Origin of the sequence: Corynebacterium sp. MSK019, assembly GCF_030232425.1 — a bacterium.
GTDB classification, from domain to species: domain Bacteria; phylum Actinomycetota; class Actinomycetes; order Mycobacteriales; family Mycobacteriaceae; genus Corynebacterium; species Corynebacterium jeikeium_D.
This window is the reverse complement of record NZ_JASPJT010000001.1, coordinates 23,977-42,123: the sequence shown is the minus strand read 5'-3', so window position 1 is coordinate 42,123 and position 18,147 is coordinate 23,977. Positions and strand designations below refer to the sequence as shown.

13 protein-coding genes and 1 pseudogene are annotated in these 18,147 nt (G+C 58.7%); 13 read left to right on the top strand and 1 reads right to left on the bottom strand.

Annotated elements, in window-relative coordinates; all coding sequences use genetic code 11:
* From QP982_RS00185 to QP982_RS00130, 12 genes and pseudogenes are all read left to right on the top strand, one after another.
* Entirely contained in the window at positions 1-507 is a 507-nt protein-coding gene (locus QP982_RS00185; protein WP_049190665.1) for a DUF3180 domain-containing protein, read from the top strand.
* A complete protein-coding gene (locus QP982_RS00180; RefSeq protein WP_016421483.1) occupies positions 504-1,775 on the top strand; it encodes a DUF6779 domain-containing protein in 1,272 nt (423 codons plus the stop codon). Before QP982_RS00185 ends, QP982_RS00180 begins: the two co-directional genes overlap by 4 nt.
* A 64-nt stretch (positions 1,776-1,839) precedes the next feature.
* Complete coding sequence (locus tag QP982_RS00175) at positions 1,840-2,760, top strand: Rossmann-like and DUF2520 domain-containing protein (RefSeq protein WP_284870032.1); 921 nt, start codon at positions 1,840-1,842, stop codon at positions 2,758-2,760.
* A gap of 97 nt (positions 2,761-2,857) precedes the next feature.
* Positions 2,858-3,799, top strand: a pseudogene (panC, locus tag QP982_RS00170) (pantoate--beta-alanine ligase); the annotation flags it as partial.
* A gap of 314 nt (positions 3,800-4,113) precedes the next feature.
* Positions 4,114-4,536 carry an aspartate 1-decarboxylase gene (panD, locus tag QP982_RS00165; RefSeq protein WP_016421480.1) on the top strand — a complete coding sequence of 141 codons (423 nt, stop codon included), beginning with the start codon at positions 4,114-4,116 and terminating at the stop codon, positions 4,534-4,536.
* Positions 4,537-4,783: 247 nt separating this feature from the next.
* Complete coding sequence (locus QP982_RS00160; protein ID WP_049171890.1) at positions 4,784-6,961, top strand: PhoX family protein; 2,178 nt, start codon at positions 4,784-4,786, stop codon at positions 6,959-6,961.
* A 50-nt stretch (positions 6,962-7,011) separates the two neighbouring features.
* Positions 7,012-8,544: a lysine--tRNA ligase gene (lysS, locus tag QP982_RS00155; RefSeq protein ID WP_016421478.1), complete on the top strand. Its 1,533-nt coding sequence runs from the start codon at positions 7,012-7,014 to the stop codon at positions 8,542-8,544.
* 71 nt (positions 8,545-8,615) lie between these two features.
* A complete protein-coding gene (locus QP982_RS00150) occupies positions 8,616-10,109 on the top strand; it encodes a metallophosphoesterase family protein (protein WP_284870029.1) in 1,494 nt (497 codons plus the stop codon).
* Between the two features lie 122 nt (positions 10,110-10,231).
* The gene (locus tag QP982_RS00145) at positions 10,232-11,638 is read left to right on the top strand and encodes an acyl-CoA dehydrogenase family protein (RefSeq protein ID WP_048731769.1); all 1,407 of its coding nucleotides are present in this window, start codon (positions 10,232-10,234) and stop codon (positions 11,636-11,638) included.
* 42 nt (positions 11,639-11,680) lie between these two features.
* Positions 11,681-12,892, top strand: a complete 1,212-nt coding sequence (locus tag QP982_RS00140) for an acyl-CoA dehydrogenase family protein (RefSeq protein ID WP_016421475.1) — start codon at positions 11,681-11,683, stop codon at positions 12,890-12,892.
* Positions 12,893-13,111: 219 nt separating this feature from the next.
* Positions 13,112-14,569 (top strand): purple acid phosphatase family protein, encoded by a 1,458-nt coding sequence (locus tag QP982_RS00135; RefSeq protein WP_048731772.1) that lies wholly within the window; start codon positions 13,112-13,114, stop codon positions 14,567-14,569.
* Positions 14,570-14,718: 149 nt separating this feature from the next.
* Positions 14,719-15,546, top strand: a complete 828-nt coding sequence (locus tag QP982_RS00130) for a hypothetical protein (RefSeq protein ID WP_038626626.1) — start codon at positions 14,719-14,721, stop codon at positions 15,544-15,546.
* A 111-nt stretch (positions 15,547-15,657) separates the two neighbouring features.
* Here QP982_RS00130 and QP982_RS00125 read toward each other — a convergent pair whose 3' ends face one another.
* Complete coding sequence (locus QP982_RS00125; protein WP_284870028.1) at positions 15,658-17,376, bottom strand: AMP-binding protein; 1,719 nt, start codon at positions 17,374-17,376, stop codon at positions 15,658-15,660.
* A gap of 294 nt (positions 17,377-17,670) precedes the next feature.
* Here QP982_RS00125 and QP982_RS00120 point away from each other — a divergent pair, with 294 nt between their 5' ends.
* Positions 17,671-18,081 (top strand): hypothetical protein, encoded by a 411-nt coding sequence (locus QP982_RS00120; RefSeq protein ID WP_284870027.1) that lies wholly within the window; start codon positions 17,671-17,673, stop codon positions 18,079-18,081.
* The last annotated feature ends 66 nt before the right edge of the window (positions 18,082-18,147 follow it).

The following is an 18,147-nucleotide window of genomic DNA, read 5'->3' as shown; positions in this document are numbered from 1 at the left end:
ATGAAACCGACCTCACCGATTACGTTGGCTGCATCTGCGCTGGTTCTCGCGCTGGCGTCATGGATGATCGTGGCACAGTTTTTCGGTGCGCTCGGGCCACGAAGTTGGTGGGACCTGGGGTTTCCCTGGTTGCTCACAGCTGTCTGTGTGGCGGCAGCGCGGTGGATTAAGTCGGTGCTGAAAGAGGGGAAGGTCGGGCAGGATCGCAGCCAGGTGCAGCCGTTAACGTTGTCGCGATGGCTGGTGGTCGGTACGGCATCCGCATGGTTGGGGGCGATTCTCGGAGGTTTGTACGCCGGTGGCGTGCTGTGGGCTTTGCCGAAGTGGACGGAGCTTGCGGCTGCACAGGCCGACGGGCCGATCATGATTGTCGGCACAGTATCCGGCATTTTGCTCGCTGCGGCGGGGCTGTGGCTGGAAAAAGTTTGCCAATTGCCAACTGATGGCGAAAATTCTTCGCCTCCTAGCGGGGAAATGGGAACTAACTCGGTAGGGTGGGAGTTATGACTGACCTCTCCAACGCCGGTAATGACCCGAAGCGCTCGGGTGATGCCGCATATTTTCAGGGCGACGCGGCAGCTACTTCGTCGGATATGGCCGAGTCTCCGTCTCCGTCGCCTTCTTCGGCTTTCGAAAGCTACTCCGCTGGGGCTAACTCCGGGGCTGATGCGGCATATGCAGATGAGCAGAGCAATGATGTGACGAAATTCAGTTCTACCGATGGTATGACGGAGAAAACCGCCGTCATTCTCATGGTTGTGCTGCTGGTGCTCGCGGTGATTGCCAGTATCGTCATGCTCTTTGCCTCCTCTGCCGGGTGGATGAAGGTTGCCGTGCTGCTGGCGTTGTGGTCGGCAGTTATCGGGGCTGTGCTGGTGACTCGATACCGCAAGACCATTGCGCTGGAGCGCAAGCGGTTGGAGACAATCGAGGAACTGCACAAGGTGGAGCTTGACCGCGAGCTGGCTACTCACCGTGAGCAGGAGCTGATTCTCGAGCAGAACTACCTGGACTCGCTTGAGGGTAACAACGATGACAACATTGCGGCGCTGCGCGCTGAGGTCTTTGCACTGCGTGCCCAGCTTGCTGAGTTCATGGGGGAGGATTTCGACGACGAGCAGGTTGCTCTTCGCGCCCAGGCCGAGCGTCTGCGTGAGCTCGACTCGCCACAGCAGGCCTCGCCGATGAAGGATCCGACCGGTCACGACCGGCCGACACCACGCGCGACTTCCCACCGCGCTGAGATGACCGCTAACGGCACTGTTGGCGTTCATACCCAGCACGGCGGCACGGGCTCCGCTTCCTCCGCTTCGCCGGTTGAAGACGCCGAGGCCACCGACATGCGCCGTACATTCTCGCCGTCTGGCCAGCCGGTTGACGTCCACGAAGTCGCCGATTCCAAGGATGACGAAGCCGTTTCCAAGGAGAAGTTCTCCACTAACTCTTTCCGCGCCATCAACTGGCAGGAAACCCCGGCCGAGGACGCCGCAGAGGATGATTCTCAGGGCGGTGCTCACGAGGCACACGGTGCACGGCACCCATTCGCTGCGCCGGAATCGGACGATGCCTCGGACTCTCCGACTCGCCAGCTGCAGGCCATTCGCGATGAGGACCTCGCAGAAGAGCCAGCTCAGAAACCGGCTCAGGCTCCTGAGCAGGAGCCTGCAAGCCACGGTCGGCGCCGTGCTGAGGACAACAAGGGCAGCCTGACGGTTGCCGAGCTGATGGCGCAGATGCGCAAGAAGAGGGAGCAGCGCGAGGACGAAGAGGCCTAGTCGCTTACCGAGTATGCGCGGCCTACTCACTGCACATAGCTGGTTTGGTCTAACCTAGTCAGTCATGACGCAAAGCCAGCATGATTCCCATCCCCATCGGACAACCGCTCCGCGGTTGGCGGTGGGGATTATTTCTGCCGGAAAAGTCGGGGTCGCGCTCGGCCAGGCGTTAGAGCACTGTGGGCATCGTGTCACTCACGTGGTCGCGCGCTCACCAGAATCTGTCACACGAGCGCATCTACGTCTCCCGAACGCACAGGTTAGTAGCATTGCCGACACAGCTTCCACCTGCGAGCTCATCGTCATCGCCGTGCCGGATCGCGCCATCGCAGAGGTCGCGGAGGAAGTCGCCCGCCATGTCGGCCCCGGACGCATCGTCATGCATACTTCTGGTTCCCTCGGGCGTGCCGTGCTCAATCCGGTCGCACTCACCGGCGCGCTGACCATCGCCGCCCATCCCGCAATGACATTCGCAGGGCTTGACGACGACTCCGAGCTCCTGACCGGCTGTCCATGGGGCATCACTGTTGGGGATGAGCTCGCGAAAACAGTCAGTGAACTGCTCATTGGTGAACTCGGCGGTCGTCCGGTGTTCATCAACGAACGTCACCGCGGTCTCTATCACGCGGCTATGGCCCATGGCTCAAACGGTCTGGGCGCAGTTGTGGTCGATGCAGTAGAAATGCTGGCAACCACTATCGGCGGAGATACAGCAGCCGAAGACACCGACCTAGCTGAGCTGCGTCGAGGCCAGGCCGCCGAGCTGCTCCGCCCACTGCTGGAAGCTTCATTGGACAATGCCTTGAGGTGGGGTTCCCGGGGGCTGACTGGCCCGGTGACGCGGGACGACCTTGGGACCGTCGTCAAGCACGAACGTGAAATTGAAGCGGTGGCACCGGAAATGGGAACCGCCTACCTGGCCCTTGCCGAGCGCATCGCCGAGCTGCGCGGCGCCAACGAGGTTTTGCGGTACCTACGCCGATGAGCTGAGCGGACTGGCTGTTCTGGTCATCCGGGATGTGGCGTAAGGTATTGCCGTCGGGCGAAAAGTTTGGTCCGGTAGATCTGAACGCGGAGGAAACATGACGGGTTATACCGCCGGAGAGACAACTGTTCACAAGACTATTGCGGGAATCGCGCAGGTCACCCGTGCGTTGCGGAAGACCGGGCGGCCGGTGGTGCTCGTACCTACGATGGGTGCGCTACACCAGGGGCACCTTGAACTAGTACAGGCCGCGAAGACGCTGCCGCGCGCTGTTGTGGTGGTGTCGATTTTCGTCAATCCTCTGCAGTTCGGTGAGGGGGAGGACTTTGACGCCTACCCGCGGACTCTGGAGGAAGACGTTGAGAAGCTCCGCGCTGTCGGTGCTGAGCTGGTCTTTGCGCCGAACGCGAAGGAGATGTACCCCAACGGTTTCCGCACGACGGTGCAGCCGGGGCCGCTGGCTTCGGAGCTCGAAGGTGCTACTCGCCCGGGGCACTTTGCCGGTGCGTTGACGGTGGTCAACAAGCTTTTCAACATCACCAACTGCACTGATGCCGTTTTTGGTGAGAAGGACTACCAGCAGCTGTGCCTGATGCAGCAGATGGTCACTGACCTGAATATGCCGGTGCAGTTGCACGGTGTACCGGTGATTCGCGAGGCCGACGGGTTGGCTATGAGCTCCCGCAACCGCTATCTGTCCGAGGAGCAGCGCAATCTCGCAGTAACCCTGTCCGCCGCGCTGACTGCTGGTGCTTTTGTCGCGGACCGTGGTGCGGATGCTGTGCTGGAAACCGCGCGTGGTGTGCTCGCCAGCCAGCCTGAAGTCGAGTTGGATTACTTGGAGCTGCGTGACGCTGCGCTCGCCCCGCTTTCCGACGAGGCGTTGCGCGGCGACGGCCAGGAGACTGAAGCTCGCCTGCTGGTTGCTGCGAAGGTCGGCACTACTCGTCTCATTGATAATGTTGGCTTGATTCTGGGTGCGCCGCGCCCGGATTCGGCAAACGGTTTCGGGCAGCTCGGGCAGAAGGACGCCGAAATTGCGTCAGCGGCCCTGTCGGCTGCGGGGCTGGACGGCGAGCTGACTGAGCAAGAGGCTGCTGAGTTGGCTGAGCTGCAGGAAAAGGTCCGCGCTGCTCGGGATGCCCGCCTGAAAGATGAGTCCAGCAAAGAAAACCTGAAGAACGCCGGCTTTGGCGTTGAGCAGGACAGCGAGTAGGACGGCTTTTCGAAGTAGTTTTTCGTGGCTGGGAAGTTGTCGTATTATAGTGTGCCGACTAACAACCTGCCACGCTAAGGGGTGCCGCGGTAGGCAAGCATCCAGGGGACGAATCCAGGAAGGGACCTACCTTTTTCATGTTTCGCACTATGTTGAAGTCCAAGATTCACCGTGCCACGGTGACTCAGGCTGATCTTCACTACGTTGGATCGTGCACGATTGACGCTGATTTGATGGAAGCGGCCGACCTGCTTGAAGGTGAAGCCGTCGACATCGTCGATATCAATAATGGCAACCGGCTTACTACTTACTGCATTACCGGAGAGCGCGGCTCGGGCATCATTTCTATCAATGGTGCCGCCGCTCGTCTGATATCGCCGGGTGATCTGGTTATTATCATCGGCTACGGAATGATGGATGACGCTGAGGCGCGTACGTACAAGCCGAATGTCATCTTCGTCGATGAGGACAACAAGATTCTGGAAAGTGGCAATGACCCGGCGGATGTGCCGGAGGGTTCTGATTTGAAGAATCCGCGTAGCCCGGAGAACCAGGGCTAGTCCACGTAGCCCGCAGAGCTGGGGCTCGACTGCGTAGTTGGAGAGAAGAGTCGAGCCGGAGAACCGCAACACCAGGGTGTTCACTTTGCGTTAAAGCGCAAGTCATTAGACCGTCAGCTAAAGCTCATTGGCGAGTTGATTTTTAGAAACCGAAAGGTAACGCAACGTCCTTAGCTTCTTAGAGGATCTAAAAGTTTTAGTTTTCCATTTCCTCACCTAGTCGAAGCTATACAAAGGCGGTCTCCCCGTGGTTCGTATTGGCAAGAATCTGCTGACAAATCCTTTTGCTACCTCTCGCAGCTCTCTGACCTGCACTTACAAGTGTGGTAATGCCTGTGCTGACGATGCTCCGAACGAGTTCTCGGACAACCAGTACTTCGGTGATGTTGCGAAGGAGGCGTTCTCCCAGCGCGCATTCTCCCGTCGCGCGGCACTGAAGGTCACTGGTGCTAGTGCTCTTGCGGTCGGCGGTGGCGCCGTGCTGGCCGCTTGCTCCTCTGATGATTCGGGCAGCGCCGCAGGTGGCTCCGACGCCTCCGGTACCGCTGCTGCCGGTGACGGTAGCAAGGACGAATCGCCGGAGGGTATGCGTTTCGAAGCCGTCAAGCCGAACACGGAAGACGCAGTCGTTATCCCGGACGGCTACGAGCAGAATGTTCTGATTCGCTGGGGCGACCCAATCCACGAGGGTGGCCCGGAGTTCGACTTTGACAAGCAGACTCCGGAAAACCAGCTGAAGCAGTTCGGCTTCAACAATGACTTCGCTGGCCTGATTAAGGCTGAAGACGGCACACTGCTGTACGTTTGCTCGCACGAGTACACCACCGAGCCGATGATGTTCCGTGCCTACAAGAAAGAAGATGCCACTAAGGAGCAGGTCGACATCGGACTGGCTGCCCACGGCCAGACCATCCTTGCTGTGGAAGAGGATGACAAGGGATTCCTGAAGCCAATTCTCAGCGACAAGCGTAACCGTCGCATCACTGGCTTCACCGAATTCACAGTTGACGGCCCGGCTGCTGGTCACGATCTGCTGAAGACCAAGGCTGACCCGACCGGTATGAAGGTCGAGGGAACTTTGAACAACTGCTCCGGTGGTGTTACTCCGTGGGGTACCTACCTGTCCGGTGAGGAGAACGTTGACCAGTACTTCGGCAACGTTGGCAAGCTCAAGGACGAGGACGCAGTTAAGAAGCTCAAGCGCTACTCGGTCAAGAATGAAGAGCTGTCCGACCGCGCGTGGGAGAAGTACTACGACCGCTTCGATGTCTCCAAGGAGCCGAACGAGCCGAACCGCTTCTTCTGGCTGGTAGAGATTGACCCATCTGACCCGAACTCCACCCCGGTCAAGCACACCGCAGTGGGCCGTTTCAAGCATGAAGCCGGTCAGATTTACGTCACCGACGACGGCACGGTCGTGTGCTACTCCGGCGACGACGAGCGTTTCGAATACATCTACAAGTTCGTCTCCTCCCGCAAGATTAAGGAGGGGGACCTCAAGCACAACATGGGCATTCTGTCCGAGGGCACTCTCTACGTCGGTAAGTTCAACGGTAATTCCGAGTCCGAGATTGACGGCTCCGGTGAGCTGCCGAAGGACGGCCGTTTCGACGGTGACATTGAGTGGCTTCCGCTGATGACCGCCAAGGCAGACGGCAAGCACGAGTCCCACGTTGATGGCATGACCGCCGAAGAGGTCTGCATCTACACCCGCATCGCCGGTGACAAGGTCGGTGCGACCCGTATGGACCGCCCGGAGGATATCGAGCCGTCTCCGAAGACCGGTAAGGTCTACGCGGCGCTGACCAACAACAAGTACCGCGGTAAGGCGGGCGCGAAGGACGACAAGGGCAAGGAACGCAAGGATGGTGCAGGGCGCCCGCTTGCCGACGCCGTCGAGGTCGCACCAATCACCGAGAACAAGAATGGCCTTGTTCTGGAGATGGAAGATGACCACGCCGGTACCAAGGGCAAGTGGAACCTCCTGCTGGTCTGTGGTGACCCGAACGAGGCTTACACCTACTTCGGTGGCTTCGACAAGGAATCGGTCTCGCCAATTTCCTGCCCGGACAACGTCGCCTTTGACGAGTACGGCAACCTGTGGGTTTCCACCGACGGCAACGCGCTGGACTCCAACGACGGCCTTTTCGCCGTTGCCGTCGAAGGCGAGCGTCGTGGTGAGACCAAGTGCTTCCTGACTGTTCCGGTTGCTGCAGAGACCTGTGGTCCGCAGATCTTCTCCAACCGCGTGATGGTCAACGTCCAGCACCCGGGCGAAATCGAGACGGATCAGGGTCATCCAGTCGGCGACAACCCGGACCCGACCACCAACCCGACCTCGCACTGGCCGGACGGCGGCAAGGAGCAGCCACGCCCGGCCGTCGTTCAGGTTGTACGCACTGATGGCAAGAAGATTGGCGTCTAAAGGGCACTCAACTAGCAGGTCGGCGGTGTAGTCGGCTAACCTTTATAGCCGTGACTGACGCGAAGAAGACCCCTGAAAACACCGCCACCGTTCCTGAGCAGCTGCGCATTCGCCGCGAGAAGCGTGACCGCCTGCTCGAGGCTGGAATTCAGCCGTACCCGGTTGAGGTTCCCCGTACTCACTCTCTCAAGGATGTCCGTGAAGAGTGGGGCCACCTCGAGGCTGGCGAGGAGACTCAGGATGTCGTGACCGTCATTGGTCGTGTCATGTTTATTCGTAACACCGGCAAGCTCTGCTTTGCCGCTCTGCAGGAGGGTGACGGCACGACCCTGCAGGCCATGCTTTCCAAGGCTGAGGTCGGCGAGGACGCCCTGGCTGCTTGGAAGTCGGACGTAGATATGGGCGACTTCGTCCTCATTACTGGCCGCGTAATTTCTTCGCGCCGCGGCGAGTTGTCTGTGATGGCTACCGAGTGGCAGATGGCCTCGAAGGCTCTGCGTCCGCTGCCGGTGTCGTTCGCTGATCTGTCCGAGGACAGCCGCGTGCGTCACCGCTACACGGACCTGATTATGCGTGAGCAGGCTCGTACTAACGCACTGACTCGCATCAAGGTCATCCGCGAGCTGCGCCACGCACTTGAGCGTCGCGGTTTCCTCGAGGTCGAAACCCCGATGCTGCAGACTCTGCACGGCGGTGCAGCTGCACGTCCGTTCGTGACTCATTCCAACGCTTTGGACATCGATCTCTACCTGCGTATCGCGCCGGAGCTTTTCCTCAAGCGCTGCGTCGTCGGCGGTATGGAGCGAGTCTTTGAGATCAACCGTAACTTCCGCAACGAGGGTATCGACTCCTCGCACAGCCCGGAGTTCGCGATGCTGGAGTACTACGAGGCATTCGGCACCTACGATGACTCCGCCCGCACCGTCCGCGAGGTCATTCAGGAAATCTGCGTCGCGGTCTTCGGTTCGACGACTGTTACGCTTGCCGACGGTACGGAGTTCGACTTTGGCGGCGAGTGGAAGCAGATTGAGATGTACCCGTCGCTGAACGAGGCACTTGCTCGCAAGTTCCCTGGTCAGCCGGAAGTCACTATTGACTCGACCGTCGAGGAGCTCAAGGCAATCGCCGATGTGATTGGCCTTGAGGTTCCGGAGAAGGGCGGCTGGGGCCACGGCAAGCTGGTTGAGGAAATCTGGGAGCTGCTCTGTGAAGACCAGCTCGACGGTCCTATCTTTGTCCGCGACTTCCCGGTCGAGACCTCTCCGCTGACTCGTCAGCACCGCTCCAAGCCTGGCGTGACCGAGAAGTGGGATCTTTACGTCCGTGGCTTCGAGCTGGCTACCGGCTACTCCGAGCTGGTTGACCCGGTTGTCCAGCGTGAGCGCTTTGAGGATCAGGCGCGACTGGCCGCTGGCGGCGACGACGAGGCCATGGTTCTGGATGAGGACTTCCTGCACGCAATGGAGCAGGGCATGCCGCCGACGACCGGTGTGGGCATGGGCATTGACCGCCTGCTGATGGCCCTGACCGGCCTTGGCATTCGCGAAACCGTGCTGTTCCCGATCGTGAAGCCGGAAGCGTAAGCGACTGAATTCATGTGTAGTTATCCCGGTGTTATCACCGGGATTATTTTTATCCCGTAATTTCTTCACCCGTGAATTCGGTAAATGGGAATAAGAAAATTGATCGGCGATCCGTATTGCGCTTGGGAGCAGTAGCGGGTGCGGGGGCTGTAGCGGTTGCCGTCAATAGCGTCGGGACGCGAGCAGTTGCATCGGCGGCCCCGAACCAGTCGCCGTTTCCATTCACCGGGTTGACCAGCGGCCTTGTTGTGACGGACCTGGAAGTCGTGACCGTGACCGATACGTCGGTGACATTTTCGTGGGCGACGTATGCAGGCCCACATCCAGCGTGGGGGAAGCTGGCTCCACTGGCGCCGGCCGACACTGAAGTTGCGCTAGTGCCAGTCGATGCCGATGAGGGCGGCGAGCTACCCGTGGTACATAAGGACGAGACGCAGGTTGGCTACCACTTTGTGACCGTCGATAAGCTGCGCCCTGGAACCACGTACCGTTTCGAATGTCGATCGAATGGACTGGTCGCCGAGCCGGGATTAATTACCCGAAACCTCCCCAATGCACCCGAGCAAACTGGACAGTTCACGACGTTGGTCGCTCCGGAAGGGGAGTACCTGACCACGATTGCCATCCTTAATGACGCGCATATTGGCGAAAATGGGCACGGTATTATCACCGGCGATTTCCCCGCTCCTGTCTTTTCTGAACCGGGTGCCGCGCCGTATCCCGAGGTCATGCTGACGGCTGCGCTCGCCGAGCTGCGGGGGATGGGGATTGAAAAGGTTTTCGTCAACGGTGATGCCACGTCGGAAGCACGTCCGGCGGAGGTGCGTCGATTTGCCGAGATTATGAATACTTTTGGTGCTCAGGAGCGGCAGTGGTTTGTCACCCGCGGCAATCATGATCGTCCGCATAAGCCGGATGCCGATCCATCTGCTGGCTACGACGAATTCCCGGTTTTGGAGGGTACCGAGAATCATCGCGATCCCTTCGGTGTTCTCCTGGGGCGTCCGCGGCAGGAACTGTGGGTCACTCAGCAGGGGCCGGTCCGTGTCATAGGGCTGGATTCATCGAAGTTGGATGAGTCCGGCGGCGAAATTAGCCCGGAACAGTTCGATGCACTGGAGCGGGAATTGCAGCGTGACCCAAGTAAGCCGACAGTTGTGCTGGCTCATCACCCAATTACCTCCGAGGCTGGTTGGACACATGCTGCCGGGCCCACCTTCATTCTCAACAGCGCTGATGCACGACGCTTGCAGCAGATGCTTAACGACGCTCCGGGTGTATTCTTTGCGGGGGCAGGTCACACCCACCGTGCAAAGCGTACTCGCGGTGATGTTGGGGCCGGCGTTGATTATTTGGAGACCGGCGCGTGCAAAGCATACCCCGGTGGCTACACACTGCTGCATGTCTACTCCGGTGGCTACCAGGTTAACTTTCACCGTTTGAGCAGCGAAGATGCGCTTGCGTGGACTGCGCGTGCCCGTTGGGCGATGTACGGTTTCGAGCCCGAGGCTCTGCTTGGTGAGCTCTCTGATCGCAACTACGTTGTTAACCGCGTTATCGCCTGACAAGTTAGAAGCCTGAAAGTTTTCTGTTACTTGGCAATGTTTTTTCAATTCTTGTGACAACGGTCACGTGATTGTTTTATTGTTATGCCAGTAATAGTTCTGACTCGAAAGGCCATGATCACATGAGCGAGAAGAAGAACCGCGAAGATTCGACTGTCGGCCGCAATAACCCTGGTCGCGACGCTATCGGAGCGGCAATGCGGTTCATCACGTCGATTACTGGTTCGGACTTCGCCCAGAAGTACGACCTTCAGCCAAAGATCGACCGCGTGGTGTACCAGTCCACCAAGTCCGGTTTTAAGACCCTTGGTGCCGCGAACCGTCAGTTTAAGAAGATTTCCGGTTCCGGTAAGCCGGAGCGTCCGGCTGAGGAAGCCCAGGCTGCACAGGAGGCCGCAGCCGAGGAGAAGGCAAAGAAGCTCTTCGACCTCACCCCGACCGAGGATCAGCAGATGATCGTCGAGACGGTTAAGGAGTTTGCTGAGTCGCGCTTGCGCGAGGCTGCTTACAAGTCCGACCACGAGGCAACTCCCCCGGAGAATCTCGTCTCTGAGGCTTCTGAGCTGGGCGTCACTATGATCAACGTCCCGGAGGCTTTCGAGGGCATCGCTACCGGCGAGGACGTCACCACCAACGCGCTGGTCGCGGAGGCTCTGTCCTACGGTGACATGGGTCTGGCTCTGGCAGTGCTGGCTCCGGCCGGTGTCGCTGCCACCCTGACCGCTCACGGCTCCGACTCGCAGCAGAAGACCTACCTGCCGGCATTCGCTGGCGAGAACGTCCCGGCCGCCGCTGTTGTTCTCGCAGAGCCGCGCCCGCTTTTCGACGCACGCAAGCCTGAAACCACCGCAAAGCGCGAGGGCGATTCGCTGGTCCTCAACGGTGTTAAGTCCTTCGTTCCGAACGCCGGCGCAGCTGAGCTGTTCATCATCGGTGTTGAGCTCGAGGGTAAGCCGGCTCTGGTTATCGTTGAGTCCGACACTGAAGGTCTCCACGTTGAGGCTGACCCGTCCATGGGTCTGCGCGGTGCCGCAATGGGTCGCGTCATCCTGAAGGATGTCAAGGTTCCGGCCGAGAACATTCTCGGCGGCGCTAGCACCTCGGCTGCAGACCGTGAAGAGGCATACCTCGACATTCTGCGTCGTTCCCGCCTCGGCTGGGCAGCTCTTGCAATGGGTACTTCTCAGGCAGTTCTCGACTACGTCATTCCTTACGTCAATGAGCGTCAGGCATTCGGCGAGCCGATTTCCCACCGCCAGGCAGTGGCCTTCATGGTCGCCGACATCAAGATTGAGCTCGATGGTCTCCGCATGATTACTCTCCGCGGTGCTTCCCGCGCTGACCAGGGTCGCGGCTTCGCTCGCGAGGCAGCTCTGGCTAAGACCTTCGCCACTGAAAAGGGTATGAAGATTGGTTCCGACGGTGTGCAGCTGCTCGGTGGCCACGGCTTCACCAAGGAGCACCCGGTTGAGCGTTGGTACCGTGACCTCCGCGCAATTGGTGTCGCCGAAGGCATCGTCGTTCTGTAAACCGCTAGATACTTCAGCCGAAAAGAATTAAGAGGAAAGAAAATGATTAACCTCGAACTGCCGAAGTTCCTCAAGGCGGGCGCGTCCCAGTCGCATCAGGCCGCCGCTGAGATCTTCCGACCGATTTCCCGTAAGTACGATCTCGCTGAGCACGAGTACCCGAAGGAACTCGACACCCTTGCCTCCATGATGGACGGCATGGCAGATGGTGGCCGTGGCTTCTCCGGTGCTTCCGGTGGACGTGGTGACGATAAGAAGCCGAAGCGCACCGGTGTAAAAAACGGTGGCAACATGGCTTCGCTGCTCAACGTTATTGAGACCTGCTGGGGTGACGTGGGTCTGACCCTGTCCCTGCCGTACCAGGGTCTAGGTAACGCAGCTATCGCAGCTGTTGCTACCGATGAGCAGCTGGAGGCTTTCGGTAAGACCTGGGCTTCCATGGCAATTACCGAGCCGTCCTTCGGTTCTGACTCCTCCGCAGTTTCCACCACCGCCAAGCTCGATGGTGATGAGTACGTCATCAACGGTGAGAAGATCTTCGTCACTGCTGGTGAGCGTTCCGACTCCGTCGTTGTGTGGGCGACCCTGGACAAGTCCAAGGGCCGTGCTGCCATCAAGTCCTTCCTGGTGAAGAAGGGCACTCCGGGCTTCACCGTTGAGCGCCTGGAGGAGAAGCTGGGTATTCGTTCCTCGGATACCGCAGTGCTCCGCCTGGACAATGTCCGCGTTCCGAAGGAGAACCTGCTGGGTTCCCCGGACATTGATGTTAAGAAGTCCTTCGCCGGCGCAATGGCGACCTTCGACAACACTCGTCCGCTGGTTGCGGGTATGGCCATCGGCGTCTCCCGTGCTTCGCTGGAAGAGCTGCGTCGCATCCTGGAAGAGGCTGGCATCGAGATTGACTACGATGCACCGGCACACACCCAGAGCGCTGCTGCAGCTGAGTACCTGAAGCTGGAGTCCGATTGGGAGGCTGCATACCTCCTGGCTCTGCGCGCTGCGTGGATGGCTGACAACAAGCAGCCGAACACTCTGGAAGCTTCCGAGTGTAAGGCCAAGGCCGGCCGTGCAGGCACCGAGATTTGCCTCCGTGCCGTTCAGCTGGCAGGTACCTTCGGTTACTCTGAGCGTAATCTGCTGGAGAAGTGGTCCCGCGACGTCAAGATCCTGGACATCTTCGAAGGTACCCAGCAGATTCAGCAGCTGGTCGTTGCTCGCCGCACCCTGGGCCTGTCCTCCAAGGAACTGAAGTAGTTACAGTTTCAGAGCAATCTACATACTGGTGAGCCGGTAAAAGCTCACAAAGATGCTCAAGCCACATTTTCCTAAAACACCGTCCTGCCATGACTTGGTAGGCGGTGTTTTATTTTGCGCTGTTTTGGCCGTGTGTCTCTTGTCGTTGCGTTCCTATTTTTCTGAGATTAGAGGGAGAGTTCATCTAGTTTTCATCTTTAGGTTCTAGGCTTATTTGCCATGAGCATTTCCCGCCGGGCCTACCTCTCTGTTGCAACTCTTGCTGCAAGTTCAATGGCCGTCGCGAAAACCTCGGGAGCGTACGGCCTTGAGTACGTCACGTCGGGTCTGGGGCTTACCCAGTCGGATTCCAAGTCGTGGCAGGTACTGGCTAGCGACTTGGAGGTCATCACTGTCACAGACACGTCAGTGGCATTTACATGGGCAACATATGCTCCGGGAGTGCAGACAGCGTATGGCTTCATTAAGCCGACCGTTCCTTCGGATGAGCGGGTGCTGCTTGGTCCTGCGGATTCAACGCAGTTAGAGCTCGTGCACGAGGGGTACTCAGAGTCGGGCTACCACCATGTGGTCATTGACGGGTTGGAGCCGGGACGGGAGTACCGCTTTGAGTGCTGGTCACACAACTGTCGCGCGGTTCCGTCGCTGAATATCACCATGAGCAAAACGGCACCGGAGAAGACAGGCGTCGTAAGCACTCTGCCAGCGCTGGAGGGTGCACATTTGGCGACGTTCGCGCTGACGAATGACACACACATTGGTAAGCCCAATCATGACGGCATTCGCATTGGCAACCTCGGTCTTTCCTCCGGTCCGGGAGAGCAGCCTTTTGCCTCTATGCAATTGCAGGGTCTGGTGGACACGGTAAAGGCTGCCGGGTTAGACACTCTCGTCATCAATGGCGATTGCACGGATAGCAACCGCCCTGAGGAGTATGACGAACTCATCAGGGTTTTGGATACTTTCGGTGAGTTTGGGAAAAACTGGTTTGTCACCCGTGGTAATCACGATGTGCACCCGCCCGGGCTACCCAATATCAATGGTTTCCGGGGACGCGGAATCCGCAAAGGCAAGACCGCGGTTCCGGATTACTTCAGCCAGCGTCTTGTGCCGACGCAGCAGCACTGGTCGACTCGCGTCGGCGAAGTGCGCCTCATCGGTGTTGATACCGCCGAGTTTGGTTATGCAGGTGGACGTATTAATGAGCGGCAGATGCGTGCATTGCGTGCCGAACTCGCAGACGATCCAGAGCGTCCGACAATTTTGTTTGCGCATCACCCGTTTACTCAGGATGCGGTGCGTTCGCATTTCGGTGGTGAGGCATTCATGGTCGAGGCGCAGCAGGCCAAGATTTTTCAGGAGATTCTGGCCGCCACGCCGGGTGCCAAAGGCGTGTTCGCTGGTCATACGCACCGCAGCCGCCGTGGTATCGCTGACTACGGGGATACGGACTTCTGTGAGCGGGGTGCGGCACTCGGCTATCCGGGTGGATACACACAGATTCGAGTTCACACTGACGGTTACCAAATTAGCTACCACCGCACTACGACACCTCAGTCTCTGTCCTGGTCAACGAAGACTCGTTGGTCGATGTTCGGGTTGGAGCCAGAGTTTATGCTGGGAAAGATCTCCGATCGGAACTACGTCAATTTCTTCAAGAACAAAGTGCCACTCTGAGCTAGTGCTAGCTTCTAGCAGGGTACGCTGGGCAACGCATAGTGTTAATGGAAAATACGTAGTGGCAAGTTCCGCTGTGGGCGAAGTCGCAAGCCACCACGTTATTGGCCGAGCACAAGTGTGGCTCTGAAGTAATAAGGAATTTAGCGATGACCGACCAGTACAACCCGCGTTCGTCCTCCCCGCAGGATTGGGAGCAGGACGGTTATGCAACATCTGCCTGGGAGCAGCCGCAGGGTGGGGCTCAAGACGAGTACCAGCCTCAGTACCAGTACCAGTCGCAGGGGCCGAACCAGGGAGGTTCACCCCAGCAGTATCCGGCTTATCAGCAGGCTCCGGTACCTGAGCAGAAGAGCAACAACGGTCTGTACGTGGTTTTGGGCATCGTCGGTGTCGCACTTGCAGCGGTCGCCGGTATCGGTGGCGCGTACTACCTGAATAATTCCTCCGATAATTCCCCGCAGTCTCCCGATACGGTTGCGGCAGGGGACTCGTCGTCAAGCACTGCGTCCCCGGCGCCGGTGGAGACGTACACGGAAACCTATACCCAGACCGTCGAGCCGGAAACGACGAAGCAGCCGGAGAGCAGCGCTCCTACCACTACGCAGCGGGGAAATTTTGGTCTTCGCGCGTTCGGTATGAATCGCGATGATATCGATGCCAAAGGTTGGGTTGGCAGTACCGCTCGCTGCTCGGGTGGGTATTACGCGCGTGTGTTGGCGGAGACTTCTTCGGGTAAGGCCGTGATTTGTGAGAATTCCAATAACCGCCAGCAGCGCCATTACATTGGTGACTTCGGTGAGATTTCGGATACCCCGGATGCGTACACAGTAGATAGTTTCTCCGGGAACCGTGCTGTCGCGAAAAATGGTGGCTACACGTATACCGTCACTCCGAATGCGGTAACCGTGACTCAGGACGGCGAAGAGATTTTCCGTGAGCCCGTCACGGACTACGGTGTTTTGAACGCTGGCTAATCACTCTAGTTCTTCCTAGGGCACGCAAAAAGGACGCGGTAACTTCCACAATGGAAGTTTTTACCGCGTCCTTTTCGTGTCTGCCGTTCGCTTTACGACGGTCCCTGCGCCCTAAGCCACCTTCTCCTCGGCGACATTCTCCCACGGTTTCGGCAGGTGGCGAGGAACCACCTTGCCGACTGCATTGCGTGGCAGTTCATCGAGGAACACGGTCTCGCGCGGCACGGCGAATCGGCTGAGGTGCTGCTTGACATATGTGCGAATCTGCTCATTAGTCAGGGCACGGCCCTCAGGGGAGTCGTCGCGGACAACCCAGGCGACCAGGGCCTGACCGAAGCGCTCATCCGGAACACCTGCGACTGCGCACTCGCGGACACCCTCGAGCTGGCTGAGTGCATCTTCGGTCTGACGTGGGAAGACGTTCTCGCCACCGGAGACAATCATGTCGTCCTCGCGACCGGAGATGTAGAGCAGGCCATTTTCCATGCGACCCAGGTCACCGGTACAGACCATGCCGTCAATGACCTGCTTGTCCGCGCCGGGGCGGGTGTAGCCCTCGTACAACATGTTGTTGCCCACGAAGATTCGACCGGTCTCGCCGTCGGCAACGCGGTTGCCGTCTTCGTCGAGAATCTGGACACGAGTGCCCAGCGGTGCGCGACCTGCCGTGGTCGGGTTTGCCTTGAGCTCATCCGGGGTAGCAATAGTTGCCCAGCTGACCTCGGTGGAGCCGTACTGGTTGTAGAGAACCGGCCCGAAACGCTCGAGGGTCTTAGTGACAATTCCCTCCGGAATGGCCGAGCCACAGGATGCGATGACCTTCAGCGATGTCGCGCCGATATCGTAGTTCTCCGGGAGAATCTCAATCATGCGCTGCAGCATGGTCGGCACCAGGAAGATGGTGTGCGGAGAGTGCTGCTCGATAATGCGGAGACTGTCGGCCGGATCGAACTTGCGGCGCATGATCATGGTGGAACGCAGTGCGATGCACAGCTGTGCAGTTGCGAATCCCCAGGTGTGGAACAGCGGAGCCGCAAGGTAAGCCGGGCGACGCTGGCGCAGCGGAATGCGGCTCATGATGGACGATGCCGGCATCCAGCTGCGCGGCTCCGGACGCTTGGCACCCTTTGGCGTGCCGGTGGTTCCGGAAGTCAGAATAATAACGCGGCCACGGCGTGGACGGCTTGGCAGCTCGGCGGTTGGCCACTTTGCCGGCGGTGCCGTCTTCAGCATCTCCTGCATGGAGGTCCAGCCCTCGCGAACACAGGAGGTGTCACCGTAGTTTTCGAACCACGACACTGCGACCGGGCACTCATCGAAGTCCTCCGGCAACATGTGAGTGAATTCCTCATCAATGAACAGGAAGTCAATCTTCTGCTCACGAATCACGGCCAGAGTCTGCTCGGCAGAGGCGCCGGTGTTGAGCAGTACCAGGTCGGTGCCGAGGCGACCGTGGGCACACAGCGCCATAATGAAACCGCGGTGGTTGCGAGACAGCACGCCGATGCGGTCGCGCTGCTGAATATCACCGTGGCGGAGTGCTCGAGCCAGGGCAGTGGAGCGCTCGTGCAGTTCTTCGTAGGTCAGCGAGCCGCCGTCATCAATAATCGCGGTGTGGTGCGGGTCGCGGCCGGCTGCAATGCCGAGGAGACCAGCTGGCAGGAAGTCCCAACGGTAGATGGAATTCAATGCCTTTCCAGCAGCGCCAGGTCCCATCGAGCCGAGGACGCCAGCCTGCGTCACCGGTGCGAGTCCGAGAACGAGGTCCGAGGTAGCTCGCGAAGCTTTGCGCACCTTATTGAAAATCGAGGTCTGTGGATTAGATGTCATAGTCACTCATCTTCCGTGGTTCATGTCCTGCGGTCTTCGGAGAGGCCTAATCAGGCGAAACCTCATCGGTAGGACCGCCGATTTAGTTTCTTTTACAGTAAGAATAAGTGTCCTAGGTCACTTTTGTGTAGCTTTTTGCAAAATTTTTTTATCAGAAACGAATAGTTGTGAAGACCTGAGGCGTGACCAGGGAGTACGTTCAAAAGTGCGGGGCTTTTTCTGTCTCGAGAAATGTTGTCGCCGCACTTAGGGTCTCCGTTTTGAGGTAATTTCTCTAGGAAAAGTTCTTGAAAGATGTTCCAATCCAACTGCGCTCTCGTCGCAGTAGTGGAGGGTGAGGCCATCCGATATGACTTAGGGGAACCCATGAAGTCCAGTCTCAAGCATCAAACTTTCCTACGTATTTCGGCGACCCGAGTCGCCGTAGTCGGAGCAGTCGCAACCGGTGCGGCCTTCGGTCTTGCAGCTTGTGGCGATAGCGATGACGTCGATCCGGCACCTGTCGAGACCACTCCGGTGACGCCGACTGAGGAGCTGGACGATGATCGCGATGATCGCGATGATGACGACCGGGATGATGACGACCGGGGTGATGATCGTGACGTCCACGATGACGACGATGATGACGACGAATGGGATGACAATCGTGACAATCGCGATGATGGCGACCGGGATGATGGCCACGACGATTGCGTGAACAACTAGGCGTCCGTTCCAGGATGAAACTGCCGTTGTACCTCTCTCGACCAGGCTGTTCGCTACTGGCGTACG

Bases quoted from the DNA above. Each gene is read 5' to 3' on its own strand.
- QP982_RS00185 (WP_049190665.1), top strand. From the start codon at position 1: ATGAAACCGACCTCACCGATTACGTTGGCTGCATCTGCGCTGGTTCTC.
- QP982_RS00180 (WP_016421483.1), top strand. From the start codon at position 504: ATGACTGACCTCTCCAACGCCGGTAATGACCCGAAGCGCTCGGGTGAT.
- QP982_RS00175 (WP_284870032.1), top strand. From the start codon at position 1,840: ATGACGCAAAGCCAGCATGATTCCCATCCCCATCGGACAACCGCTCCG.
- panD (WP_016421480.1), top strand. From the start codon at position 4,114: ATGTTTCGCACTATGTTGAAGTCCAAGATTCACCGTGCCACGGTGACT.
- QP982_RS00145 (WP_048731769.1), top strand. From the start codon at position 10,232: ATGAGCGAGAAGAAGAACCGCGAAGATTCGACTGTCGGCCGCAATAAC.
- QP982_RS00140 (WP_016421475.1), top strand. From the start codon at position 11,681: ATGATTAACCTCGAACTGCCGAAGTTCCTCAAGGCGGGCGCGTCCCAG.
- QP982_RS00135 (WP_048731772.1), top strand. From the start codon at position 13,112: ATGAGCATTTCCCGCCGGGCCTACCTCTCTGTTGCAACTCTTGCTGCA.
- QP982_RS00130 (WP_038626626.1), top strand. From the start codon at position 14,719: ATGACCGACCAGTACAACCCGCGTTCGTCCTCCCCGCAGGATTGGGAG.
- QP982_RS00125 (WP_284870028.1), bottom strand. From the start codon at position 17,376: ATGACATCTAATCCACAGACCTCGATTTTCAATAAGGTGCGCAAAGCT.
- QP982_RS00120 (WP_284870027.1), top strand. From the start codon at position 17,671: ATGTTCCAATCCAACTGCGCTCTCGTCGCAGTAGTGGAGGGTGAGGCC.